Source organism: Myxococcus sp. CA005 (genome assembly GCF_006518205.1).
Taxonomy (GTDB): Bacteria; Myxococcota; Myxococcia; order Myxococcales; family Myxococcaceae; genus Myxococcus; species Myxococcus xanthus.
The window spans coordinates 1-22,189 of record NZ_SRLV01000068.1 but is presented as its reverse complement, the minus strand read 5'-3'; the positions used below and the strand labels follow the sequence as shown (position 1 = coordinate 22,189).

At 68.5% G+C, this 22,189-nt stretch carries 19 protein-coding genes, 1 tRNA gene and 1 pseudogene; 10 read left to right on the top strand and 11 right to left on the bottom strand.

The window, feature by feature from the left end:
• Nucleotides 1–16: 16 nt before the first annotated feature.
• Both FMQ63_RS38140 and FMQ63_RS38135 read left to right on the top strand, forming a co-directional pair.
• A pseudogene (locus FMQ63_RS38140) lies at nt 17–214 on the top strand (amidohydrolase); the annotation flags it as partial.
• 50 nt (nt 215–264) lie between these two features.
• Nucleotides 265–393 carry a hypothetical protein gene (locus FMQ63_RS38135; RefSeq protein ID WP_020478731.1) on the top strand — a complete coding sequence of 43 codons (129 nt, stop codon included), beginning with the start codon at nt 265–267 and terminating at the stop codon, nt 391–393.
• 16 nt (nt 394–409) lie between these two features.
• Here FMQ63_RS38135 and nhaR read toward each other — a convergent pair whose 3' ends face one another.
• Nucleotides 410–1,309, bottom strand: coding sequence for a transcriptional activator NhaR (gene nhaR, locus FMQ63_RS26055; RefSeq protein WP_026113871.1), 900 nt, complete (start codon nt 1,307–1,309; stop codon nt 410–412).
• A 117-nt stretch (nt 1,310–1,426) separates the two neighbouring features.
• On the opposite strand from nhaR, the gene FMQ63_RS26050 reads away from it, so the two are divergent.
• Both FMQ63_RS26050 and FMQ63_RS26045 read left to right on the top strand, forming a co-directional pair.
• A complete protein-coding gene (locus FMQ63_RS26050; protein WP_026113872.1) occupies nt 1,427–2,221 on the top strand; it encodes a sigma-70 family RNA polymerase sigma factor in 795 nt (264 codons plus the stop codon).
• 88 nt (nt 2,222–2,309) lie between these two features.
• Nucleotides 2,310–2,382 (top strand) — tRNA-Phe (locus FMQ63_RS26045).
• 311 nt (nt 2,383–2,693) lie between these two features.
• On the opposite strand, the gene FMQ63_RS26040 is transcribed toward FMQ63_RS26045, so the two are convergent.
• Nucleotides 2,694–6,530, bottom strand: a complete 3,837-nt coding sequence (locus FMQ63_RS26040) for a DEAD/DEAH box helicase family protein (RefSeq protein WP_216608755.1) — start codon at nt 6,528–6,530, stop codon at nt 2,694–2,696.
• A 19-nt stretch (nt 6,531–6,549) separates the two neighbouring features.
• Nucleotides 6,550–7,293, bottom strand: coding sequence for a phospholipase D family protein (locus FMQ63_RS26035; protein ID WP_011550911.1), 744 nt, complete (start codon nt 7,291–7,293; stop codon nt 6,550–6,552).
• A gap of 202 nt (nt 7,294–7,495) precedes the next feature.
• Here FMQ63_RS26035 and FMQ63_RS26030 point away from each other — a divergent pair, with 202 nt between their 5' ends.
• The 4 genes from FMQ63_RS26030 to FMQ63_RS26015 all read left to right on the top strand — a co-directional run bounded on the left by FMQ63_RS26030 (nt 7,496) and on the right by FMQ63_RS26015 (nt 12,780).
• Complete coding sequence (locus FMQ63_RS26030; protein WP_026113873.1) at nt 7,496–8,041, top strand: hypothetical protein; 546 nt, start codon at nt 7,496–7,498, stop codon at nt 8,039–8,041.
• 100 nt (nt 8,042–8,141) lie between these two features.
• Nucleotides 8,142–9,551: a pitrilysin family protein gene (locus FMQ63_RS26025; RefSeq protein ID WP_044272965.1), complete on the top strand. Its 1,410-nt coding sequence runs from the start codon at nt 8,142–8,144 to the stop codon at nt 9,549–9,551.
• Nucleotides 9,548–11,008: a pitrilysin family protein gene (locus FMQ63_RS26020; protein ID WP_011550915.1), complete on the top strand. Its 1,461-nt coding sequence runs from the start codon at nt 9,548–9,550 to the stop codon at nt 11,006–11,008. Before FMQ63_RS26025 ends, FMQ63_RS26020 begins: the two co-directional genes overlap by 4 nt.
• A gap of 155 nt (nt 11,009–11,163) precedes the next feature.
• Nucleotides 11,164–12,780 carry a hypothetical protein gene (locus FMQ63_RS26015; RefSeq protein ID WP_011550916.1) on the top strand — a complete coding sequence of 539 codons (1,617 nt, stop codon included), beginning with the start codon at nt 11,164–11,166 and terminating at the stop codon, nt 12,778–12,780.
• A 26-nt stretch (nt 12,781–12,806) separates the two neighbouring features.
• Here the strand turns inward: FMQ63_RS26015 and FMQ63_RS26010 are convergent, their stop codons facing one another.
• From FMQ63_RS26010 to FMQ63_RS25990, 5 genes are all read right to left on the bottom strand, one after another.
• A complete protein-coding gene (locus FMQ63_RS26010) occupies nt 12,807–14,165 on the bottom strand; it encodes a DUF1615 family protein (RefSeq protein WP_020478730.1) in 1,359 nt (452 codons plus the stop codon).
• Between the two features lie 170 nt (nt 14,166–14,335).
• Nucleotides 14,336–15,034: a hypothetical protein gene (locus tag FMQ63_RS26005; protein WP_216608745.1), complete on the bottom strand. Its 699-nt coding sequence runs from the start codon at nt 15,032–15,034 to the stop codon at nt 14,336–14,338.
• A gap of 143 nt (nt 15,035–15,177) precedes the next feature.
• Nucleotides 15,178–15,987, bottom strand: coding sequence for a hypothetical protein (locus FMQ63_RS26000; RefSeq protein ID WP_011550919.1), 810 nt, complete (start codon nt 15,985–15,987; stop codon nt 15,178–15,180).
• A 57-nt stretch (nt 15,988–16,044) separates the two neighbouring features.
• Nucleotides 16,045–17,853, bottom strand: a complete 1,809-nt coding sequence (locus FMQ63_RS25995; RefSeq protein ID WP_011550920.1) for an acyl-CoA dehydrogenase — start codon at nt 17,851–17,853, stop codon at nt 16,045–16,047.
• A gap of 21 nt (nt 17,854–17,874) precedes the next feature.
• Nucleotides 17,875–18,183 carry a hypothetical protein gene (locus FMQ63_RS25990; RefSeq protein WP_020480685.1) on the bottom strand — a complete coding sequence of 103 codons (309 nt, stop codon included), beginning with the start codon at nt 18,181–18,183 and terminating at the stop codon, nt 17,875–17,877.
• A 511-nt stretch (nt 18,184–18,694) separates the two neighbouring features.
• Between FMQ63_RS25990 and FMQ63_RS38130 the strand changes: the two genes are divergently transcribed.
• A complete protein-coding gene (locus FMQ63_RS38130) occupies nt 18,695–19,030 on the top strand; it encodes a histidine kinase (RefSeq protein ID WP_011550922.1) in 336 nt (111 codons plus the stop codon).
• 151 nt (nt 19,031–19,181) lie between these two features.
• The gene (locus FMQ63_RS25980; RefSeq protein WP_020478727.1) at nt 19,182–19,388 is read left to right on the top strand and encodes a hypothetical protein; all 207 of its coding nucleotides are present in this window, start codon (nt 19,182–19,184) and stop codon (nt 19,386–19,388) included.
• A 29-nt stretch (nt 19,389–19,417) separates the two neighbouring features.
• Here FMQ63_RS25980 and FMQ63_RS25975 read toward each other — a convergent pair whose 3' ends face one another.
• The 3 genes from FMQ63_RS25975 to FMQ63_RS25965 all read right to left on the bottom strand — a co-directional run bounded on the left by FMQ63_RS25975 (nt 19,418) and on the right by FMQ63_RS25965 (nt 21,701).
• Nucleotides 19,418–20,278, bottom strand: a complete 861-nt coding sequence (locus tag FMQ63_RS25975; RefSeq protein ID WP_011550924.1) for a hypothetical protein — start codon at nt 20,276–20,278, stop codon at nt 19,418–19,420.
• A 189-nt stretch (nt 20,279–20,467) separates the two neighbouring features.
• Nucleotides 20,468–20,704: a hypothetical protein gene (locus FMQ63_RS25970; RefSeq protein ID WP_011550925.1), complete on the bottom strand. Its 237-nt coding sequence runs from the start codon at nt 20,702–20,704 to the stop codon at nt 20,468–20,470.
• Nucleotides 20,705–20,948: 244 nt separating this feature from the next.
• On the bottom strand, nt 20,949–21,701 hold the full coding sequence (locus tag FMQ63_RS25965) for a hypothetical protein (protein ID WP_228556495.1): 753 nt from the start codon (nt 21,699–21,701) through the stop codon (nt 20,949–20,951).
• Nucleotides 21,702–22,189: the final 488 nt, after the last annotated feature.

Sequence of the window (22,189 nt, the reverse complement as noted above, 5' to 3'; positions counted from 1 at the left end):
CGCGGAAGGAGTCACGGTGCAGGCGCCAGTCTACCTGGCGGAGCGGGTCTGGACGTTGGATGCGGCGCGGCCACGGGCCCAAGCGCTGGCGGTGCGGGATGGGCGGCTGCTGGCCGTGGGGACTCGCGAAGAAGCGGAGGCCGCCGCGGGCCCGACTGCGCGCCGGGTGGACCTGGGGGCCGCCACCGTGGTGCCGGGCCTCGTGGACGCGCACGCGCCTGGGCGTCCTTCGACGACGCCCGGCGCGGCAGGCTGGCTCCGGGGATGGACGCCGACTTCGTGGCCCTGTCGGAAGAGCCGCTGGAGGCGCTCGCCTCGGCGTTGGTGAAGGCGCAGGTCCTCGCCACCGTGGTCGCGGGCACGGAGGTGTACCGCGCGCCACCTCGGGCCTGAGCGCGGCGCCTTGGGCTCACTCGCCGAAGATGTGCGAGCGCGCCGCCTCGGCGATGGTGACGACAGCGGGGTGGCGAATCTTCCGCTCGACAGTGATGGCGTAGAAGCAGGTCTCGATTTCGTCGGTGCGCCCGATGACGGAGCAGTTGAACTGACGCTCCACCTCGGCCTCGATGGCGCTGGGCATGGCGAAGACCCCGTGCCCGCGCTGGCCAAAGGCCTGGAGCAGCGCGCTGTCATCGAAGTCACCCGCGATGACGGGGCGCAGGCCCTTGCGCTCGAACCACAGGTCCATGGAGCGGCGCGCGGAGGACTCGACTGACGGCAGCAGCACGGGCGCGCCATCCAGCGACTGAGGGAAGTTCTCCCTGAGTTCGACCAGCTTCCCCGCCGCGAAGAAGGACACGCCGCACTTGCCGAGCAAGTGATTGAACGAGCGCACGCTCACCGGCTCCGAACTGGGCGCATCCGCGAGCACCACGTCCAGTTCATGCAGGGCCAGCGAGGCAAGCAGCTGCGGCAAGGGCCCTTCGCGGCAGATGATGCGCAGCGACGGGCCTGCTTCGAGCGCGGGTTTGAGGAGCTGTTCGGCCACCAGCTTGGGGATGACGTCGAGCACACCGACGTTGAGCCGCAGTTGCTGCCCGGGCGGCAAGCCGGAGACGACGTTCTTCAGCTCGTTCCCCAGGCGGAAGATCTCGTCCGCATAGCGCATCACTGTGCGGCCCACGTCGGTGAGCACCAGCTTGCGGCCCTGGCGCTCGAACAGCTTGTGGCCCAGCGACTCCTCCAGGAGCTTGAGCTGGCTGCTGATGGTGGGCTGCGCCAGGTGCAGCTCCTCGCCTGCCTTGGCGATGCTGCCCGCCCTCGCAACCGTCCAGAAGTACAGGAGGTGATGGTAGTTGAGCCAGCTCATATCCATAGAGATAGTCGAAGTGTTGTCGTTAAACTACCTAATTTTCTTATAGAGCCCCGGCCTTTAATTTCCTCTGCGTCGCGCCGCCGTGTGGGCGCGCCCAACCGGAGGAGGTCCATGGAAGCCATCAACCTGAACGTGTCCTTTGAATCCCCTGAGCTCGTGGTTCCGGCTGAGGTCGCTGAAGCGCGCGTCCGTGAGCACCTGAAGTTGGTGCGGCGGTTGGCGTGGAAGTACCGGTGGACCGGCCTGTCGATGGAAGAGCTGGTGGCGGAAGGCAACGTTGGGTTGATGGAAGCCGCGGGACGTTTCGAGGAACGCGGGGTGCCGTTCGCGGCCTATGCCAGCCAGTGGATCCGTGCGCGCATCCGCGCCTACGTGGGCCGCAACTGGAGCATGGCGGGCGGCCGGGCGCCGTGGGTGGTGTTCCAGCTCCGGAGGGAGCGGTCGCGGCTGGAGGCCCGGTGGGGGGAGGGTCACCCGGAGGTGGAGAAGCGCCTCGCCGAGGCCTTGGGGAAGCGGGAGGACGAGGTGGCCCTCGCCATGGAGGCGCTGTCGCGGGACGTGTCGCTGGACGCGCCGGTGTCTCCGGACTCGGAGGCCACGCGGCTGGAGGGGCTGATGGCGGATGCCGACTCGCAGGAGGACCAGGTGGACCGGGCGAAGTGGGCGCGGCGGCTCCGGGCGAGCGTGGACGCGGCCTGGCCGGAGCTGGATGCCCGGGAGCGTGCGCTGGTGGAAGAGCGGATGCTTGCGGAGGATGGGGTGAGCGCGGAGCTGCTGGCACGCCGCTTCGGGGTGACGGCGGTGCGTATCCGGCAGATCGAACAGGGCCTGCGGGTGAAGCTGCGCCACAGGCTGACGGCCGGTCTCACGTCCTGGGACGGGGAGGCGATGTCCCTGGCGGCCTGACGCCTGCCTGCCCAGGTGGCGGAGAATGCTGTTGACGGAGGAGGGAGGGGCTCGCTATGAAGGCGCCGTTCCGCGCGGTGCCTCTTACGCCCAGGTAGCTCAGTCGGTAGAGCAGGGGATTGAAAATCCCCGTGTCGGTGGTTCGATTCCGCCCCTGGGCACTTAGCGGAGATGAAGGCCTCTGGACCCAAAGTCCAGAGGCCTTTGTCGTTTCCGGCGCCCAATACGCGGGCCCGCGCGTCCCGCTGACGGGCGCGCCCGTGGAGAATCGCCTGTCGGAACTCTGAGCCTCTACGCGCTGCCCTTCCCGGGCTGCTGGGCAGCCGCGAGTCCTCTTGTTCTCGCTTCGTCGTCCCCATCGAGCGGGACACGGACGCGGGGCCCGGGAATCGCTGGCGCTGCTGCGCTTCGGCGCGGCTGGAGGTGCGTGATGGGGCGTACCCTCGGCGGCCCCCCGCGCTTGGACGGAGGCTCACCCGGACCTGGGGAGCTCCAGGGCCCACCGGTCTTCATCGTCTCGCCAGACAGCGGCTCCCTGGTAGGTCCAGTCACCGGACGCGGTCTCCTGTGTGAACACGAAGGCTGTTTCACTGGGGTGGTGGTCTGGGACGCGCAGCGCCAGGCGGCCGGGTGAGGTGAAGGCTTGCGCGTCCTTGATGAACAGGAACAGGTGGCCTTCATGGCGCCCCGTTCTGGGCGCCGTGCTCAATCCGAAGTGGGAGCTGAGCTGCTCCTCCGTGAGCGTCGTGCCCAGAGGAGGTGCCAGCCGTTCGGGTGGAATGACCTCGACGACCAGGGCGACGGGGGAGGTCGCTTCACCAGCCTGGAAGGACTCACGCAGGGGATTGTCGGAGCGGAGCAGCCAGTGCCCGTCTTGCCGGACGAGCCGCTTCACCTGGTAGCGGAAGCCTGTGATTGGGTCGGGGACCTGGACGAGGGCCACCCTCCCATCCAGGCGCCCCGCCCCCGCGGCTTTCGCGTCGCGCATCACCAGCCAGTCACCATCGCGGATGGGGTGCGCGCCTCCGTCCATGGAATCACCAGACGCGCGCACCGCGAACAGCCCTTCGCCTTGCACTCGGCTCGGAAGGCGGACCCTCGCCGCTTCCGGAGCCTGGTCGATTGAGATGGGGTGCTCCACGGCGCCCGCGGCCGCGCGCAGGCTGGGAAATGCGACCAGTGTCCCCCATGGCGCGAGGGGGCTCGGCTCGGCCTGAACCGGGGCCGCGCTCCACCCGTCAGGGCCGAGCGTGAACCGGACGCGAAAGGCCGTGCCCGGCATTCCCGCGGTGGGGCCAAACCATTGGCGCAAGAGGTCCGGCAGTTGATTCTGTTTCGCGCCATCGGGTCGCGCGACGTTGACGGCAATCTTCACGAAGTCGAAATGCCAGCGCGCTCCATCGTCGAGCCGGACCGCTGTCGTTCCCAGGGGCAGGTCCGAGCGCGCACTCCGCTCCGGGAGCTTGAGGATGGGGCCCCGGCTGTTCGAGATGACCCTCGCATCAAAGGCGGAGTCCTGCGCCTGCGCCTGTTGGCGGCGCCGATACTGTGCGAGCCGGTAGTCCACCAGCTCGCGAGTCATCGCCTCGAAGGACTTCTGGGTCGATGGGGCCATGGGAAGGCGAGGGATGAACCGCTCTTCCTCGACGCGGAACCACTTCCCGCCCTTCGTCCACGCCTCTATGGGGTTCGACTTCCAGTACGTGAGGAACCGGGCGGGATTCGGGAGCCGTGGGTCGCCCAGGGCCTTGACTGCTTCGAGGTCCCGGAGCAACTCGGGGGAGCGTTGGAGAATGGCCAGGCATCGCCGGGCAAGCTCGGGCAGCGGCAGCCCCTGTTCCAGGGCATCGGCTTCGAGCAGCGCTTCCAGTACGACCATCTGGAAGCACTGGCTCATGTTCGCGAGCTCGAGCTCCTTGAACCAGTCGCGGCCTTTGTCGAGGGTCCGAGCCTCGCCGTCCGTCAGGTCGCCCTCCGACCTCACGAAATCGAACCACCCCGGGTGCGCCTTGCGCAGCGTCGCGGGTGAATACCCACGACGGTAGAGTTCTCCGATGGTGGGCCGCAGTCCCCGTGCATCGCGCAGCTCGCGGTAGACACGCTCGACCTCCTGCCCCCCTCCGGAGAGGAAGTGCCGGAGCATCTCCTTGGCTTCGAGCTCCACTTCCACGGTGCAGCCAGCAGGCAGCGCGGGTTGCCGGTCCGAGGTGAGAAAGTCACGCAGGGAGACCGGAGGCTTACCCACGGCCAGCAGGGTTCGGAGCCGGTCGAGAAACAGCCGGTGATTCCCGACGAAGTCGATGAGGATGACCCGCTCTTTTCCCTTGGCCTTTCGCAGCCCTCGCCCGAGCTGCTGGAGGAAAACGACGGGGGACTCCGTGGGGCGCAGCATCACCACGCGGTCGATGCTCGGGACGTCGACGCCTTCGTTGAACAGGTCCACTGCGCAGATGGCATCCAGCGTGCCATTCGCGAGCTGGCGCAGCGACTGGGCGCGGTCCGCTGAGCCAGCCCCGGCGTGGACAGCCACGGCGCGAATCCCCTGGCCTCCCAGCCATTGTTGGACGAAGTGGGCATGGGAGATGGAGCAGCAGAACACGAGCGTGCGGCTTGCGGGATGCTTCTGCCACGCACGCCACAGTGTCCGCATACGTGCTTCCGTCTCAACCGCCTGGGTCAGCAGCGCCACGTCGAAGCGGCGGCTCTTCCAGGGGATGTTCTCGTAGGGCACGGTGTCCTTGAGCCCGAAGTACTCGAACGGTGCGAGCAGTCCCTCCTGGATGCCTTCTCCAAGGTCCGAGCGCCAGGCGAGGTGGTCATCGAAGAGGCCGAGCACATCGCCCTCGTCAGCGCGCTCCGGTGTCGCCGTGAGCCCGAGAATGAATGCGGGCTCCACGCAGGCGAGGATGGACCGGTAGCTCGCCGCCGTGGCGTGGTGGACCTCGTCCACGATGACGTAGTCGAACGCGGCCGCGAGGCGGAGCGCGTGAAGGTCTTCTGGCCGCGAGAGCTTCTGCACCGAGGCGAAGACCACGTCGCCCACGAGCTGCGCGCGTTGCCCCACGTACCAGCCGAATCGGAGGTGGTGCTGCTGACGACGGAACGTCTCCGCTGCCTGGACGAGGAGCTCTTCCCGGTGCGCGAGGAACAGCACGCGGCTCGCCCGTCCCCGTTCCTGGTTGAACTGTTCCACGTCGAGCGCCGCGAGCAGGGTCTTCCCCAGGCCCGTCGCGAGGACGACCAGTGCGCGTTGCCGTCCCTCGCGCCGGCCACGCGCGAGCGCACCGAGCGCCTGACGCTGCAGGCTGTGTGGCTCGCGACGGGGCAAGGGGGCTTCTGGTTCCGTCTCACCTGCCGGGAGGCGCAGTCGGGCCGCTGGTGCGCGGCGAGCGTATTGCTCGACCCAATTTGCGTCCAAGGGGGAGGCCCGGCTCCACCAGCCCTCGAATGCATCCACCACCTCGTTCCAGGCCTGCGGGTCCCGGTCCCGCTCGACGCGCAGGTTCCATTCGACGCCCGTCTTCAAGGCGGCGCGCGAGATGTTGCTCGAGCCGACGTAGGCCACCGCGAGCCCGGTGCCAAGGAAGCGCCAGGACTTCGGGTGGAATGACGTGAGTTGGAGCTTCTCCACCTCCACGACACGCGCTTCAAAACGGCCACGGCCTGGCTCCGCCTGGAGCGCGGCGTCCTCTTCCATCCAGTCGAGCAGCCGTCGAAGTGCATCCGCCTGGGTGATGGCCAGATAGTCACCCGTGAGGATGCGAACCGTCGCCCCCCGGGTGAGCGCGGCTTCCACGGACTCGCGCAGCAGCTCCAGTCCGCTGTCTTGCACGAAGGCCGCCAGGACCGAAATCTCCACCGCATCCGCGAACAGCGGCTCCAGGTGGTGCAGGAACGGGTCGCCGAGGCCTCCCGTGGCCAGGGGCTTGTTTCGCCCGGCGAGGTAGTTGCCTTTGCCTGGAATGACGTGCCGGACTCCGCCGCGAGGGTCGTCCATGTCACCCTGGAAGCGAGGGATGACGTGCACATGCAGGTGGAGCACCGTCTGGCCGGCCGCCGCGCCCACGTTGATGCCGATGTTGTACCCGTCTGGATGCAGCTCGCCATCCAGCCCGCGTTTCACCTCGTCCACCAGCTCGAAGATGGCGCGCTGTTCCTCGGTCGAGGCGTCGAACCAGGTCGCGACCTGCCGCCGGGGAATCACCAGCGTATGTCCCGGGCTCACCGGGAAGCCATCCCGGATGGCGAAAGCGAACGTGTTGGCCGCGACCCACTGCGATTCAGGGACTGACAGGAACGGGGAGCTCATCGTCACGGGGCGCTGAAGGCTACCTGAGCATTCCGTAGCACTTACGGCACAGGGGCTTGTTCTTGCTGGCGGCGAAGTCCATGCCGCAATGGTGGCAATGGTTGTCTTCGTAGGTGGGGTCGCTGTATCGGCGCCAGACGTTGAAGTCGCTGTCGCAGTAGGGCCTCTCCGGGTTGAAGCCGATTGCGTCGCGGCAGCGGATGCAGAATCCCTGCGTGGCGTGCCGGGGGACGGGCGTGGCGCTCCTGCGACGCGGCTCGGTGGCCGGCTTGAAGGGGACTTCCTTTCGGTGTGGGGTGATTTCGCTCTCGATGAAGTCGCTGATTCTCACGTACTCGGCGCGACCGGCTGAGATGCAGATGCCGACTTCAATGCTGTTGTTGAAGGAAGACTCAATGAGGTTGAGCGACGTGATGAGAGCGTGGCGTTCGGAGTAGTAGAGCTTGGCGTGCAGGTCCCTGACGACGAACAGGCGCATGCCCGCTTGCATGAGGCTGACCAGGAGTTCCACGCCTTGCTGTGAGGGGCCCCGTGTGCTCTCGTCACCCTCGCGGATGACCAGGGTCACGGCCACCTCCCGTTCGAGGGCTTGACGAATCTTGCGCTCAATGTCTCGCAGTTTCTCGATGCTGACGTAGGGACTGATCAGCGTGACATGCTTTTGGGCTTCATCGATGAGGCCGTGAAGTCGGCGGACCGTGTCGACTTTTCCCAAGACCTCAAGCGCATCGGCATCGCGTGAGCGAAAGAAGTTCTCGAACATGGGTGGGGCAGGGACTCAGGGGTGACGCACAGCGGCTGGAGACCAGTGGCCGCAGATGCTCTTGGAGTTCCTTGGCATACCAGTAATTCCAGGGCGCGAGAAAGGCACCCTCGTTTCTCCTCCTTCCCGACGTTGCCCCACGATGCCGGGTGCACGGGCTGCCCGGAGCAGGGTAGAGAGGGAGCCGGAGGAACGAAACGAGATGGACGCGAACGCAGTGGCGGAGCTCGAGAAGGCGGGCGTGAAGGTGGACCAGCCCGAGCGCCTGTACGTGGCGGTGGAGTGGGACGAGGACGGCAAGCACGTGCGTCCGGTGGGGGAGCGCGTCCAGATTCGCGCGGGCGAGCAGCTGGCCTATGTAACGCTCAAGCCCATCTCCCAGCTCTTCGTGGGCGACGTGAAGCCCCCCAGCTTCGCCAAGGCGCCGCCGCCGGAGTACCAGCCCTTCTTCCTCCTCATCGAGGCCACCGCCGCCGGCTACTGCCGCGCCGTGCGCAACACCGAGACGGACCAGGAATTCGAGCGGCTCTACCGCCACCTCCTGCGCCGCCCCGACGGCACCGACCGCAACCCGCTCTTCTCGCACCTCCAGGGCGCCGTCCGCCTCTACATGTCCCTGCGCGACGTCAGTCAGGCGGAGTTCGAGGCCGTCATCCAGCGCCTCCACCAGTCCGCCAGGCACTTCCAGACGCACACGGGCAGCATCAACTACTTCCAGGAAGTGCTCCGCGAAGTGCTCGGCGCCTGAGTCGCCGCGTCATCCGCCCTCCTGGTCAACCCAGGAGGGTGGCAACTGGAATATCGTGCGCCGCCGCCCGTTCCCGGGCGCTCTTCCGACAGGAGCACGGATGTTCCGTCAGTCGTTACTCTGGACCTCGTGTCTGGCCCTGCTCGCCGGCCCCGTGGCCTGTGCGCAGACGCAGGGCGGCAAGCCGGTGGCGAAGTCCGCCGTGTCCGCCGCGCCCAAGCTCGGCGCCGGCATCGAGTCCCGCACCCTCAAGAACGGGCTCAAGGTCATCGTCTGGCCCGACCACGACATTCCCAATGTCGTCCTCTACAACTGGTTCCGCGTCGGCAGCCGGAACGAGTACCCCGGCATCACCGGCCTGTCCCACTTCTTCGAGCACATGATGTTCAACGGTGCGAAGAAGTACGGCCCCGGTGAGTTCGACCGCGTCATGGAGGCCAACGGCGGCGCCAACAACGCCTTCACCTCCGAGGACGTCACCGTCTACATGGACTGGTTCCCGCGCTCCGCGCTCGACGTCATCTTCGACCTCGAGGCCGACCGGCTCCAGCACCTGGCCATCGACCCCAAGGTCACCGAGTCCGAGCGCGGCGTCGTGTACTCGGAGCGCCGCTCCGCCATCGACAACGACAACATGGGCGCCCTGATGGAGCAGGTGCAGGCCACCGCCTTCGTGGCGCACCCGTACCAGTTCCCCGTCATCGGGTGGCCGTCCGACATCGAGTCGTGGCGCATCGAGGACCTCCAGCGCTACTACAAGACGTACTACGCGCCCAACAACGCCACGCTCATCTTCACCGGCGCCGTGACGCCCGCGGAAATCTTCGCGCTCGCGGAGAAGTACCTGGAGCCCATCCCCTCCCAGCCCGCGCCGGAGCCCGTCCGCACCAAGGAGCCCGAGCAGCAGGGAGAGCGCCGCATCGTCGTGAAGAAGCAGGCCCAGGCCCCGCTCATCCAACTGGCCTACCACGGCATCTCCGGCAAGGACGCGGACGTGGAAGCGCTCACGTTGCTCCTGAGCATCCTCACCAACGGCGACTCCTCGCGGCTGCACCGCCGCCTCGTCGAGGAGGAGCGCGCCGCCCTCCGCGTCAACACCCACTTCAGCCCGGGCTTCGACCCCTCGCTCGTCTGGGTCTACGCGGACTTGCCGCCCGGTGCTGACGTCGCCAAGGTGGAAGGCCTGCTCACTGAGGAGCTGGCCCGCGTCGTCAAGGACGGCGTCAGCGACGCCGAGCTCAAGAAGGCGCGCAACATCACCCTGTCCCAGTTCTGGCGCAGCCTGGAGACCAACAACGGCCGCGGCCGCGCGCTGGGCGCCGCGGAGACGTTCCGCGGTGACTACCGCCAGCTCTTCGACGCGCCCGACCGCTATGAGCGCGTGACGCGTGACGACGTCCGCAAGGTCGCCGCGCGCATCTTCAACTCGCAGCGCCGCACCGTTGGTTGGCTCGTGCCCGCCGACGCGCAGGCCGCCACCCCCGACTCCCGCAAGGAGGCCTCGCGATGAGCGCCCCCCTCTCCTGGAAGGCCGCGTTCACCACGCTGCTGCTGTCCTCCGTCCCCGCCGCGGCCCAGGGCTCCGCCGCTGCTCCGAAGCCCGCCACGGCGGCTCCGGCGCAGCAGGGCGTGACGCTCCCCAAGGCCACCACCGTCACGCTGAAGAACGGCGCGAAGCTCCAGCTCGTGGAGCGCAAGGAGCTGCCGCTCGTCTCGTTCAGTGCGTGGGTGCGCGGCGGCGCCCTGGGTGACCCCGCTGGCAAGGAAGGCCTGGCCGCGCTCACCGGTGAGCTGCTGCAGAAGGGTGCCGGCGGCCGTGACGCGCGCCAGTTCGCCGAGGCCGTGGACGGCGTGGGCGGCGAGCTGCAGGTGGCCGCCAACCTGGAGGCCCTGGTCATCAGCGGCCAGTTCATGTCGCGCGACACCGGGCTGATGGTGGAGCTGCTCACCGACATGCTCACGCGCCCGCGCTTCGACGCGAAGGAGCTGGAGAAGGTCCGCGCGCGCAAGGCCTCTGAGATCGCCGCCGCGAAGGATGGCGACCCGCGCATGCTGATTGGCGCGTACTTCCAGGCCTTCCATTTCGCCGGGCACCCGTATGGCACGCCTGTCAACGGCAGCGAGGCGTCGCTGCCCGGCCTGTCCCGCGAGGACGTGCTCGCGTACGCGAAGAACCACCTGGGCGCGGACCGGCTCGTCCTGTCCGTGGTGGGTGACTTCGACGCGAAGGCGCTCGCGAAGAAGCTGGAGTCCTCGCTCGGCGGCTGGGCGCGCGCCGCCACGCCCGCGCCCACCGTGCCCGCCACCGCCGCCTCCAAGGGCCGGCGCGTGCTGCTGGTGGACAAGCCGGACGCCACCCAGACGTACTTCTGGATTGGCAACACCGGTATCTCCCGCGATGACCCGGACCGGGCCTCGGTGCGGGTCGCGGAGACGGTGTTCGGTGGACGCTTCACCTCGCTGCTCAACACGGAGCTGCGCGTGAAGTCCGGCCTCAGCTACGGCGCCAACTCCGTGTTCATCCGTCACACGCGTCCGGGGCCCGTCATCATCGCCTCGTACACGAAGACGGAGTCCACCGGCCGCGCCATCGACCTGGCGCTGGAGACGCTCGCCGGCTACCGGAAGTCCGGCATGGATGACGCCATGCTCGCCTCCGCGAAGTCGTATGTGCTGGGGCAGTTCCCGCCCACGCTGGAGACCGGGACGCAGGTGGCCGGCAAGCTGTCGGAGCTGGCCTTCTATGGCCTGGATGCCAGCGACGTGGATGGTTTCGCCAGCGCCGTCTCCGCCACGACCCGCGAGGGCGTGCACGGCATCATCCAGCGCAAGCTCCCCGCGCCGGAGGACCTCACCTTCGTCCTCATCGGCAAGGCGTCGGACATCCGTGAGGCGGCTCGCAAGTACGGCACCGTCACGGAGATGAAGATTTCCGACAAGCACTTCGCGCCGCCCGCGAAGCGCTGAGACTCGCCGCGCACCGCCGGACCTGGAGGTTGTCGGGCCGGCGGTGCCTTCGGGGCGGAATCCTCTGTCCCGAACGCAGCCCATCTGGCCGCCCAGCAGGAGATGTCAGAGGCCCTCGGTAGGGTGCTCGGCGCTTCATCCTCGATGGGGGTCATATGCGTTTGCGTCACTGGTCGCTGCTGCTGGTGCCCACCTGTGCTGCGTGGCTTGGCTGTGCGGGTGGCGAACCGGGTTCCGCTTCGGACTTCGGCGACGGACAGTCGCCCGTGAGTGAGGACCGTCCCTCGGGCGACGGAACGGGCACGGACGAGCCGCGGTCCGACATCAGTGAGCCCGGCGATTCCGACGACGTGGTGTTTGTGACGCAGACCACGCGCTTCCACACGGCGGTGGGGGTCGCGGAGCGCCAGGAAGACCTCTCCGCGAATCCTCCTGAAATCTACGTTCCCTCCGGGAACACGTTCAGCGTCGTGTCGGGCTCGGCGTCTCCGGAAGGTTGGCGCTTTACGGGCATCCCGTCCGGTGCGTACTACCTGCGAACGGGCAACAGCTTCGTCGTCACGTCCGCGCGCGCTGTCGACATTGGCAGCAACCGGCTGGGCCGTCCCGATACGGTCTTCAGTGATTTGTTCTGGTCGCCCGTCCAGGTGAACCTCGTCAACCTGGCGCCATGGGTGCCCTACGGAGGCGTGACGCAGCCGGGCTCGAGCCTGCAGGTCGCGTCCGCACAGGTGGACCTCTATGGCGGCGTGAATGTCTTCGACGAGGTGCTTGAAGGACAGACGCACCTGCTCAGCAACAACGCCGAGGTGTTGGTGAGCAGCGGCTATTCGCTGCCTGTCTTCGAGGCTGACCGGGGAGACCGTCTATACGTGAGCCAGCACGGCCAGATGGACGCGGGGACGCTGCCGGACGGGACCCCGCTGGCATATTCGGCCCTGGTGCGCAGCGTGGAGATGGGGGCGTTCGACTTCGTCCCGGATGGCATCACCCCCATGCCGTTGACGGGCGTCATGCGCTCCGTGCCGATGACGGAGTTCCCCATCGAGTGGCGCCTGCCGGACTTCACCCGGTACGTACACGCGGTGCACCCGCTCGCCACGGCCAGCTACCCCTCCTTCTTCGTCATGCCCGCGGCCCACGGCCTGAGCGACGGCTGGGTGGGGTACTCGGGGGAGGCGCTCTCCCTGACGTTGCCGCGGGGCACTTCGTTCGACTTCACCCGGCGCTTGTCGTACGGAAACCCGTTCCCATCCTCGTGGGAGATGGTGGGCGGAGCGCAGTACTCATTCCGCGTCCAAGCGGAGGTGCCGGGGGGCTCCGGGCTCCGGCTCTACCTATCCGGCAGCATGTATACCTACGAGCGACTGGATAGCCTCGTCGCAGGACCCATCCTGCCGCGCGTGTCTCCGCCTCGTGAGCTGACCATTGACGGTCTGCCCGCCAGTGATTCCCGTGAGGTGGGCTCCGCGAGTCCCGTCATCGCGTGGCTGCCTCCCACGGTGGGGTCACCCGCCGCCTACCGGATTGCCATCTACCGGTTCCGGGAGGACTTCCGTACCACGGTGCTGCATGGCACCGTGAACGTGCCCGGCTCGGTCACCCAGGTGCGTCTGCCGCCCGGGACGCTGGCGCCAGAGGGCATCTACTACCTGCGTGTCTCGGCCGTGGATGCTCCGCACTACGAGATGGAGCGCTTCCCGTTCAGCACCGTGGACCGGTTGCCTCAGGCGCGCGCGGACACTCTCAGCTCGTTCTTCACCACCCCGTGAGGCGTGGTCGCTGAATCCGGGGCCCGCTACTTCGCCGTCAGCGCGCGGTAGCGGGTCATGCACTTCTGGAAGCGCTGGTCCACCGAGCGCGCGAACCACGCGGTGGTCAGCTCCCGCTTCAGCTTCGGGCTCTGGAGCGTCACCCGGGGAAGCTGGGCGTAGGACGGCGATTCGCCCGTTTCCCGCTGGTAGACACGTTTCACCGCGCGGAACGTGTCGGTGGATTCGAAGTCCGGCTCCTTCTCCTTGCGCACGTCGCGGCGCACCTGACGCTCGCTGAGCTCCTCCGGGGCGAAGCGCTGACGGAAGGCGAGCAGCGCCAGCAGCGACTTGCTGTCCTCGCTGCGCGGCTGCCCCTGCTTGTCGTAGAGCTGGAGGTCTCCGTCGGGCGCCAGGGGGTGGCCGGTGAGACGGCTCACCTGTGACTGGAGCGCGGCGTTGCGGGAGGCATAGACGCCCGCGTTGTAGTCCGCGAAGCGGAAGAGGGGCTCGGGGTATGCGGCCTCGTAACCCAGCAGCCGCGCGGTGCCGTAGCGCACGCCGCCCGCGCGGGTGTACATCGACTCGCGCACCTCGGCCGGGTCCGCGTCCTCGCCCGCCTTCTGCATCGCATAGCGCACGCTCACCTGCATGGAGCCGGCGGTGGTGACGGGATTGAACTCGTGCAGGTTCCCCGAAGCGAAGACGCCGCTGGCGAAGTCCACGACCTTGAAGGCGCTCGGGAATTCGTTCTCGTAGTACGCGAGCATGTCGCGGAAGAGCCGGTCCAGGTCGCGCTCGGTGCGCAGCGCGCGCAGCCGTTCGTCGAACGTCTTCTTGCTCCCCTTCGCCCGCCCTTCCAGCACCGACGCCAGGACCTTGCGGCCCAGGGGGCCCAGCTTGTTCGCGTGCTCCTCCAGGCGCGTGCGGACCATCTTCGGAAGCCCCGCGACAGCCGGGTCGACCTTGTAGCCGGACTCCTGTTCGATGACGGCCAGCACCGAGCACACCGCGGGCGGTGACGGGGCAATCTCCTCCACCTCCAGCGCGGCCAGCACGTCGCGCGCCCAGCCCTCGCGGTCCTGGAGCTGCGGCGGCATCAGCTTCGCGACCTGAGACGCGGAGAGCCGGGGCGGTGGTGGAATGGACGGCTGGGCCGAGCCCGCTCCGCGCGGCGCGCATGCAGTCATCGAACCCAGTGCCACCAGCATGCCCAGCCATGCGCGGCCACGGTATGGGGACCCCGCTGAGGGCGGTCGCACATCGGCTGTCTCGTGGGCACCGGGGCCCGAGTCGCGGCGGGGCGCCTGCGTCCAGGTGGGCTTCGCAGTGAGTGTCACCCACAGGCCGCGCCACGCACGGCGCCAGCCGGACGTGTGGGACCGCGGTGGAATGGGCTCCTGCATGCGCTCGCCTCCGAGGCTTGGGCCCCGATATCTCAGGAGGCGCGCGGCGCTGGCGAAAGCCATGGGCTCTTGCGCTTGCCCGGTGTGCGGACGAGCGAACGGGCTTCAGGCGGTGATGACGCCGGGTAGGGCCTCCCTGTGGGCAGGCCCTACCACGGCGCGGGCTTGTCTCAGCGGTGGATCTGCACGTCGCGCGCGACGGTGCGGCCACCCATGAGGACGAATTGCGCACGCACCGGCGTGCCTTCCCGCAGCTGACGCAGCGGCACCTTCCGCCCCTGCCGCAGGCCACGGCTGCGTGGGTCCAGCTCCAACTCGTAGACGCTGCCCTCCCGGTCCTTCACGATGAGGGTGTTCTGCTTCACCTTCGTGACGCGCCCGTTCACGGAGCTGGAGGCGATGATGACGTCCTCCAGGGGCGTATTGCCCGAGCCGCCCTGGCCCGTCTCCACCGTCGCGTCCTGCGCCGCGCGCGCCGCGCCCAGGTACCAGTCCTCATCCTCCCGGGCCTGGACCGCCTCGGAGCCAATCATCACCCGGCTCGGGGGCACCTGCGGCTGCGTCCACGGCGCGGAGGACTCCGCCATCGGATCCGGGGCGCCGCGCACGGGTGCGCCCTCCAGCGGAGCCACGGACGTGTCGCTCAGGGCCGTGGGCGCTCGCGTCGGGGTGTTCATCCGGGGCGCCCGTTCATGCATCGCCATCGAGGGCTGGAGCGCGGCGGGCTCTGTTGAACTGTTCACCGCCAACACGGGCTCGCGTTCAATGGCCCTGGCCGTCATGTCCGCTTCCACGCCGCTGGGCGTGACCACCGCCGCCCGAGGCTCCCGCTCACGGCAGCCCGTCGTCAACGCGAAGAGTCCCAGCATTCCCACCCACGCCCATCCTCTTCCCATCCTGTGCCCCTCGAGTTCCCACGCGTTCCGTTTCGCGGCTTCCAATGCAAACGGTGTGCGCCGGCCCCTCGGTGGGAGCCGTGCGTTGGAAATCCGCGATGACGGTTGGACACTCGTCACGCCGCCAGCGCGCGGGCCACGGCCTTCACGTGCGAGCGCACCAGTTCGCGTGCGCCCATCAACTCCGTGGCGTCCTTCGGCGCATAGCCCAGGCACAGCACCACGTCGTCTTCCGGCGACGCGCGCACGCCCAGCTTCACGTAGTCCACGGTGCGCGGCACGGGCTCGCCATCGGCGTCCCGGTTGAAGCGGCCGAACACCGTGGCATTCGTTCCCCGTCGCGGCGCCGTCTCCTTCAGGGCGAACATCCGCCGTATCGCGGCGAGCGCCTCCGGCTGCTCCATCAGCACTTCCGGACGCGCGGGCCCGGCCAGCTCCCACTCCAACAGGCGCAGGCAGCCGCGGACGAACTCCACGTCGGTGATGACCAGCCCGTACAGGTACCAGTCCGCGCAGGCGACCTGCACCAGCTTCGCCTGGGCGTCCGTCAGCCAACCGAACGAGGGGCAGGTGAACGTCTCACAGACGGACGAGCGGTACACGCCGCAGTCCCGCAGGTCCGTGCCGCCCGTCACCAGTGGGTGGGCCAGGCAGCCTACCTGCTTGCGCTCGTTGTCCACGAAGCCCAGCAGCGGACACACCCGCACGGCGGAGAACATGGGCTCGGCGCGCCGAGCCGCCAGCAACTCACGGGCGGCTTCGTGCCACGCCGAGGCTTCCCAGGGCACGCGGCGCAGCCGCTCCGTCTGCATGGAGAGCTGCTCCGCCACGGCCAGGCGGGAGTGGTCCCGGAAGTTGTAGAGGCCGCAGCAGGCTCCGCACGACGCGCCTCCACCGGGCTGGCACAGGTGGAAAGAAACAGTCACGCTTTACATCTTACGAGCTCCAACGATTCATGCAGGAGAATCGTCGGGGGCGTCGTCTCAGAACCATTCCGGGCGCATGCGCGCGTAGGAATCCTCTCCTGTCCGGCACAGCCGGGCGAGCAGTGGCACTCGGGGCAGCTCCACCGCGAACCAGTACTGCGCCGCGGCCAGCTTGCCCTCGTAGAAGTCGGCGTCCGGGTCGCCGCGCTCCAGCGCCTCCTTCGCCGCCGCGGCCTGGGCCAGCCAGCGCCAGGCCACCGCGAGCACGCTGAACAGCTCCAGGAAGTCCGCGCTGTGCCGCAGCATCAACTCGACCTCGCCGGACATGCCACGCGCGCCCAGCTCCGTCACCACGGTGGTGGTCTCCGCAAGGGCCTGTTCGAGCGCTTCGCCCCACTCTGGCGTCACGCCCGCCGCGCGTGCTCGCGCCACCGTGGTGCCCACTTCCTCCGCGAAGGACTGGAGCGCCGCGCCGCCTCCAGCCACCACCTTGCGCCCCAGTAAATCCAGGCCCTGGATGCCGGTGGTTCCCTCGTGGATGCTGTTGAGCTTCTGGTCTCTCAACCAGGCCTCGGGCAGGTACTCGCTGGAGTAGCCGTAGCCCCCATGCACCTGCACCGCGAGCGCATTGGCCTCGAAGCCGCGCTCGGCGGGGAACGACTTCGCCACGGGCGTCAGCAGGTCCACCAGCAGGCCCGCGCGCTGGCGCGTGGCTTCGTCCTGGCCATGGCCCGCGAGGTCCGCCTGGTACGACGCGGCGAGCAGCAACGACAGGCCCCCTTCGACGATGGCCTTTTGCCGCAGCAACATCCGCCGCACATCCGCGTGTTCGATGATGGGCGTCTGCGGCCGCGTGGCGTCGCGCACGCCAGTGGGCCGGCCCTGGGGGCGCTCACGCGCGTAGGCCACGGCCTCGTGGTACGCCACCGTCGCGGTGGCCACCCCGTTCATGCCCACCATGATGCGCGCCTCGTTCATCATCTGGAACATGCACGCCAGGCCCCGTCCGGGGGGCCCCACCAGCCAACCGTGGCAGTCACCCGACTCGCCATAGTTGAGAGCCAGGCTGGGGATGCCCTTCCAGCCAATCTTGTGGATGACGCCCGCCACGCGAACGTCGTTGTCCACCAGCGTGCCGCCCTCCGGCCGCCGAGAGGGCACCGCGAAGAGGGAGATGCCCCGCGTGCCGCCCTCCGCGCCTTCGATGCGCGCCAGCGTCAGGTGCACCACGTTCTCGTTGAAGTCCTGGTCCGCGCCGCTGATGAAGATTTTCGAACCCTGGATGCGCCAGGTGCCGTCCGGCGCGGGCGTCGCCCGGGTCCGCACGTCCGCGAGGCTGCTGCCCGCCTGCGGCTCGGTGAGGGCCATGGTGCCCGTCCATTCGCCCCGGTACATCGGTTCCATGAAGGTCGCCTTCACCTCCGGCGTGCCGAACACCTCCAGCAGGTGCGCCGCGCCCAGCGTCAGGCCCAGCCAGGCGTAGACGCTCAGGTTGGCCGCCATGAGGTAGGCGGTGGATACCGCGTGCACGGTGAGCGGCAGTTGCTGTCCGCCGACGTCGGGCGGGCGCGTGGCGGTGAGCAGGCCCAGCTCCACCAGACGCGGGTACAGCTCGCGCATCAGCGGGTGGACGTGGACGCGCCCGTCGCGGAAGGACGGGGGCTGGGCGTCCATGTCGCGGTAGGTGGGGTAGAGCACCTCGCGCGCGAAGCGACGCGTGCTGTCCAGCAGCAGGGTGAAGGTGTCGCGGGAGTGCTCCGCGAACGCGGGCAGGGCACACAGCGACGTGGCATCCAGCACCTCGTAGAGCTGGAAGTCCACGTCGCGGTCCGACAGCAGCGGATTGGGGCGGGGCGCGGTCGTCATGCCCCGGTGTTAACAGGCGCGTTAGTAGGACGCGAAGGCAGACTCGAAATCGAGGTCGTCGTCCGGAGCGTCGTCCCGGATGTCGCGCACCGCGTCGGGCCGGGCGGTCCACTCCTCCGGTGGATTGTCGTCACCCACCAGTGGCAGGACGGACACGCCGAGCAGCGCCATGGTCAGGGCCGTCTCCATGGACTCCATCAGCGGCTCCTGGGAGCGGTGCCACCAGCGATGGAGCCCCCGCTTCCGCCGACGCAGCCGCTCCAGACAGGAAGGGCCCAGCACCTGGATGCCGGCGCCGCCCAATGCGGTGAGCGACAGTCCACAGGCCATGGAGGACACGCCATGCGGCCGTCCCCGATAGGGGCGCGGCGGTGCGTGTGTGTCCAGGGGACGGGACGTCGCCGGCGGGGCCGCCAGGGGCCGCGCGGATGCGCGCGTACCCCCCCGCACGCGCCACGGCGCGGGACGAACTCGACGGGGAGATGGGCTCCACATGGGGGTGTCACGCTCCTCACGCGGCCTATCCCTCTCAGGCGATATCCGCTTGCGGAAGGTGGTGTCCCTCCCCCGAACCCGCCATGTGGGAGTTGCTCGTTCCCTGGCCGGAGGGTGGCCGTGCGGTCGAGGCGAAGAGGGCCCGCTTGCTCGCCTGCCCATTCCCAGCCGCTCCGCGTACAGTGGGCGGACGCCGATGCCAACGTCCTCCGTCGTCTCTCATTATATCGCGGTGACAGGCTGTGTTGGCTGCGTGCCATGATTCCCGAGTTTGATGCCTTTGCGTGAGAGGCTGCTGGAAGTGTTTTCCATGGCAGGCGAAGGGGATGTCTGATTTGTCCGTGTCATGACAGGCATCTGCGGCCGTGGGGCATTGACACGGGACGCCGGGGCGCCCGCCTCCCTGGCGTGGACGCCTTGCAGTTGCTCTTCGAGGGCATCCCCGCGGCAGACGGTGGTGTTCCGCGAGCAGTTCCTGGGCGTCCTCGGGCATGACCTGCGCAGCCCGTTGCAGGCCATCTCCGTCAACCGAATCTCCGTCTCCGCGGACCGGATGGCGCGGATGAGCAATGACTTGTTGGACTTCACGTGCACCCGGCTGGGCGGCGGCTACCCGGAAGAGGGCACGCGCTTCCGGCTGTGTCTGCCTCGCTTCGAGAAACCAGACATGCTCTCGCGTTAGCCGCCTGTCTGCCGGGAGGGCGGACGTCCCTGCCACGGACGGTCGGGGAAGCAGCGCCGTGAAGGGAGGGACGACACACCTTTCCAGGGTGAAGACAAAGTGGCCGTGCTCGCCTCCGTGGCGCGCGGCCCCAGCAAGCGAGGGTCAGCTCATGGAAATCCTTGGCGCCACCATCCTGGGAGTCGTCATCTTCTCCGTCCTCATCATGGGCGTGATTCTGGGCGGAGCCATGGGGCACAAGCAGGAGCGCAACCTGCGCGAGATTACCGAGCGACAGCAGGCCGCTGGCATCACGGGCGACGTCACGATGAACGACAACGCCTTTGCTTGCCCACCGGACCAGACCGCTCATGCGTAGCGTGGGAGGCCGCGCGCGTGCCGTCCAGCTCAGGCCGTGCCGTCCACCGGGAAGTGGGCGGCCACCAGGACCTCGAGCTGTCCGCGCACGGCCGGCGCCAAGCGCATGTGTCCCAACCAGCGCAGATGTTCGGGCCGCAGCCGCGCGAGCATCCGGGCCACCTGACGGCGGCGGTGCTCGGGCGGGGCCTCGCGGAACCAGGCGGAGGACTCCCGGCAGAAGAACGACAGCGCGTCCGCGGTGTCCAGCAGGGACACGTCCCGCGCGTTGGCGGTGCGCGCGTCGCGCGTCAGCAACTCCCGCACGCGCCGGCAGGTGACGTCATCCGCGCCGGCCTCCTCCAACACCCGCACCGCGCGGTCGGCGTGAAGCGGCGTCGTGGGTTGTTCCCCTTCATGGAAGAAGGCCGCGGCCTGCGGCGGAAGGTCCACATCTGGCCGCAGCCGGAGCGTCCATTGCCAGGCATCCACCGCGCGGTGGAACTCCGCGCGCACCCGGGGCTGCTCTAAATCATGCAGCGAGCGGTACCGCGCCAGCAGCCGGCTGAAGAGCGGTGTGGCCGAGGCCGCGTTGCGGCGCCGCACCAGACATTGGTAGCGGGTGAGGATTTCCAGCGCGGCCACGACGAGCGCCTCACAGCTCGCGCCGTCCAGATGCAAGGACAGCCATTCGGTGCTCTCCGCCGCTTCGAAGACGCGAGCGTCCCAGGCGATGGGGTCGAAGGCTGGCGCGTTCCATTCGGAAGCGTCCAGGTGGAGCACGCGGCCCCCGCGCCCGGCGGCCAGGGGCGCGAGCTGCACGGTGGGAAACGTGTGCTGCACCAGCGGCCAGCCATGTCCGGCGGCGGGGCCCTCGGAACGGAAGTCGGAGAGCAGGAGCTGGCGCAGCATGGGGGCCTCTCCCTTCAGGCGGAGGAGTCGCCCGTGCAGGTTGGGCCCAAGCTGGCGTCAGGAGCCCCGCATGCCTACTCCCTCCAGGAGTCCCGGCTTCGCGTGGGCTGGTCAACAGTGGCTCCGGCGGTGGGGCGCTCCCTCGTCCCATGGAAGCGCGCACCGCCGGGGCCTGTCCGCGGATGACCGCTAGGGCCGGCCCGGATCCGCGGGCTGGTTGAAGGCGTACGCGCTGGCGCCCGGGGCCTGGTCCTCGTGGAACAGAGGGCACTTGGCGCAGGTGAAGCTATCCCAGTCCTTCTTCACCGCGACGTCGATGCAGCCGCCGTAGAAGCGGCAGTGCACGTTGCGGTGCTCGTCGATGGAGAAGGACTCGGCCCGCAGCGGAAGGCGGAACTCGGTGGGTCGTGGCTGTGGACAGGACATGGTGCCTCTCTTGCCCCCCTCGTGGGACGTGTCATTCCTCTACCTGCCATTGCGCCGCGTCATTCCCGGCGCGTCCGGGGCCACCCGCGCCGTGCGGTCGCACGGACTTCATGGGTGCCAACAGGAAGGGGCTGCACTCTCTAACGAGGCGGGGCCCTGACGCGCATCCACCTGGGCGCGTCCGAGGCGGGGTGGGGCGCGCCGCCCGGCTGGCGGGCGGGCGCTCATCCACCTGGGGGACGGCTCACACCTGAAGCGACTTCTCGACCTCGGACAGCTTGTAGCGGGCCATCGCCAGGTTGGCGCTGGCGCGGTGCAGGGCCACGTACAGGAACAGGCCCTCCTTGCCCGTCAGCGGGCGGATGAGGTGGTACTGCTCGCCGAGCGTGATGAGGATGTCCTCGATGCGGTCCTTGATGCCCAGCATGCTCATGGCCTTCGTCTTGGCGCGCACGACCTCGGTGTTGGCCGCCGCCGCCGTCTCGATGTTGAAGGCGGGGCTGCCGCCAACGCTGCCCAGGCACATGCCGCTCTTCGAGTCCGCCAGACAGGCCGCGAAGGCCCCCTCGATTTTCAGCGTCTCTTCCAGGGACTGCTTCACGTTCGCCATGACTTCGCTTTCTACCAGCGGGTGGGTGGGTGGCTTCGCGACAGTGGAAATCAGCTCATCCAGGCCATACGTCAGTTGGCTGGAGTAGGTGCGCGGCTGCGGAACGAACATGGCCTGGGCGTCCGTCAGCGACAGCAAGGCCTCCAACTGCTCCGACATGTGGCGGCGCAGCAGGTCTCGCATGGTGTCCCGGGGAACCAGGCCCCACGTCACCAGCGTCTCGCAGAAGTTGCCCCCGCTCTGCCGGCACTCCGCCACCACCTGCTCGACGTCCTCGCGGCTGACCACCCGCTCCCGGATGAGCACCGAAGAGAAGTTGAGCGCCCCCGGCCCGTTGAGGACCGCCCAGGCCACCTTCCGCGCCACCACGAAGATCCGTCCGGACACGGAGGTGGACCGGACCACGACCTCCCCACCGAGTTTGCTCTCCAGGGCCTCATGAAGCACGGTCCGTACGACTTGGCGAGGCGATGAAGTCTGGGAGCGGGCGACAGATTCCATGGGGGAGGGTCCAGAGTGCTCCGGTTGGGAATGCGGCGGGAGGGCGATGAATGAGTCAATATATACAGTCAGGGCAAATCATCGCAACCGGACTGTAAATTCTGGCGAAGTTTGCCAGGGGTGGGGTGTTTGGGACTCATTCTGGGGCAGAGTAGCCCGCAGCGCAAGAATTCAAGGCCGTTGAAAAGAAGACATACATTGTCGCTGTAACGGGGGGTGAGGGCTCTTGGCGGGAGCGTGGGGTTGGCTGGCAATGGCAGACCTTCGGGGGAGGGGTGCCTGCCGGGATGGGGGACGACCAAGAGGACGTCCGGAGTCTTCACCCGATGGGGGCTTTCCTCGAAGATGCAGGTGTGAACGCGTCTGCCCGAAGC

What these genes read in the sequence shown, in the direction of transcription:
- FMQ63_RS38135 (WP_020478731.1), top strand. Translation starts at nt 265, where the DNA reads ATGGACGCCGACTTCGTGGCCCTGTCGGAAGAGCCGCTGGAGGCGCTC.
- nhaR (WP_026113871.1), bottom strand. Translation starts at nt 1,309, where the DNA reads ATGAGCTGGCTCAACTACCATCACCTCCTGTACTTCTGGACGGTTGCG.
- FMQ63_RS26050 (WP_026113872.1), top strand. Translation starts at nt 1,427, where the DNA reads ATGGAAGCCATCAACCTGAACGTGTCCTTTGAATCCCCTGAGCTCGTG.
- FMQ63_RS26040 (WP_216608755.1), bottom strand. Translation starts at nt 6,530, where the DNA reads ATGAGCTCCCCGTTCCTGTCAGTCCCTGAATCGCAGTGGGTCGCGGCC.
- FMQ63_RS26035 (WP_011550911.1), bottom strand. Translation starts at nt 7,293, where the DNA reads ATGTTCGAGAACTTCTTTCGCTCACGCGATGCCGATGCGCTTGAGGTC.
- FMQ63_RS26030 (WP_026113873.1), top strand. Translation starts at nt 7,496, where the DNA reads ATGGACGCGAACGCAGTGGCGGAGCTCGAGAAGGCGGGCGTGAAGGTG.
- FMQ63_RS26025 (WP_044272965.1), top strand. Translation starts at nt 8,142, where the DNA reads ATGTTCCGTCAGTCGTTACTCTGGACCTCGTGTCTGGCCCTGCTCGCC.
- FMQ63_RS26020 (WP_011550915.1), top strand. Translation starts at nt 9,548, where the DNA reads ATGAGCGCCCCCCTCTCCTGGAAGGCCGCGTTCACCACGCTGCTGCTG.
- FMQ63_RS26015 (WP_011550916.1), top strand. Translation starts at nt 11,164, where the DNA reads ATGCGTTTGCGTCACTGGTCGCTGCTGCTGGTGCCCACCTGTGCTGCG.
- FMQ63_RS26010 (WP_020478730.1), bottom strand. Translation starts at nt 14,165, where the DNA reads ATGCAGGAGCCCATTCCACCGCGGTCCCACACGTCCGGCTGGCGCCGT.
- FMQ63_RS26005 (WP_216608745.1), bottom strand. Translation starts at nt 15,034, where the DNA reads ATGCTGGGACTCTTCGCGTTGACGACGGGCTGCCGTGAGCGGGAGCCT.
- FMQ63_RS25995 (WP_011550920.1), bottom strand. Translation starts at nt 17,853, where the DNA reads ATGACGACCGCGCCCCGCCCCAATCCGCTGCTGTCGGACCGCGACGTG.
- FMQ63_RS25990 (WP_020480685.1), bottom strand. Translation starts at nt 18,183, where the DNA reads ATGGCCTGTGGACTGTCGCTCACCGCATTGGGCGGCGCCGGCATCCAG.
- FMQ63_RS38130 (WP_011550922.1), top strand. Translation starts at nt 18,695, where the DNA reads ATGACAGGCATCTGCGGCCGTGGGGCATTGACACGGGACGCCGGGGCG.
- FMQ63_RS25980 (WP_020478727.1), top strand. Translation starts at nt 19,182, where the DNA reads ATGGAAATCCTTGGCGCCACCATCCTGGGAGTCGTCATCTTCTCCGTC.
- FMQ63_RS25975 (WP_011550924.1), bottom strand. Translation starts at nt 20,278, where the DNA reads ATGCTGCGCCAGCTCCTGCTCTCCGACTTCCGTTCCGAGGGCCCCGCC.
- FMQ63_RS25970 (WP_011550925.1), bottom strand. Translation starts at nt 20,704, where the DNA reads ATGTCCTGTCCACAGCCACGACCCACCGAGTTCCGCCTTCCGCTGCGG.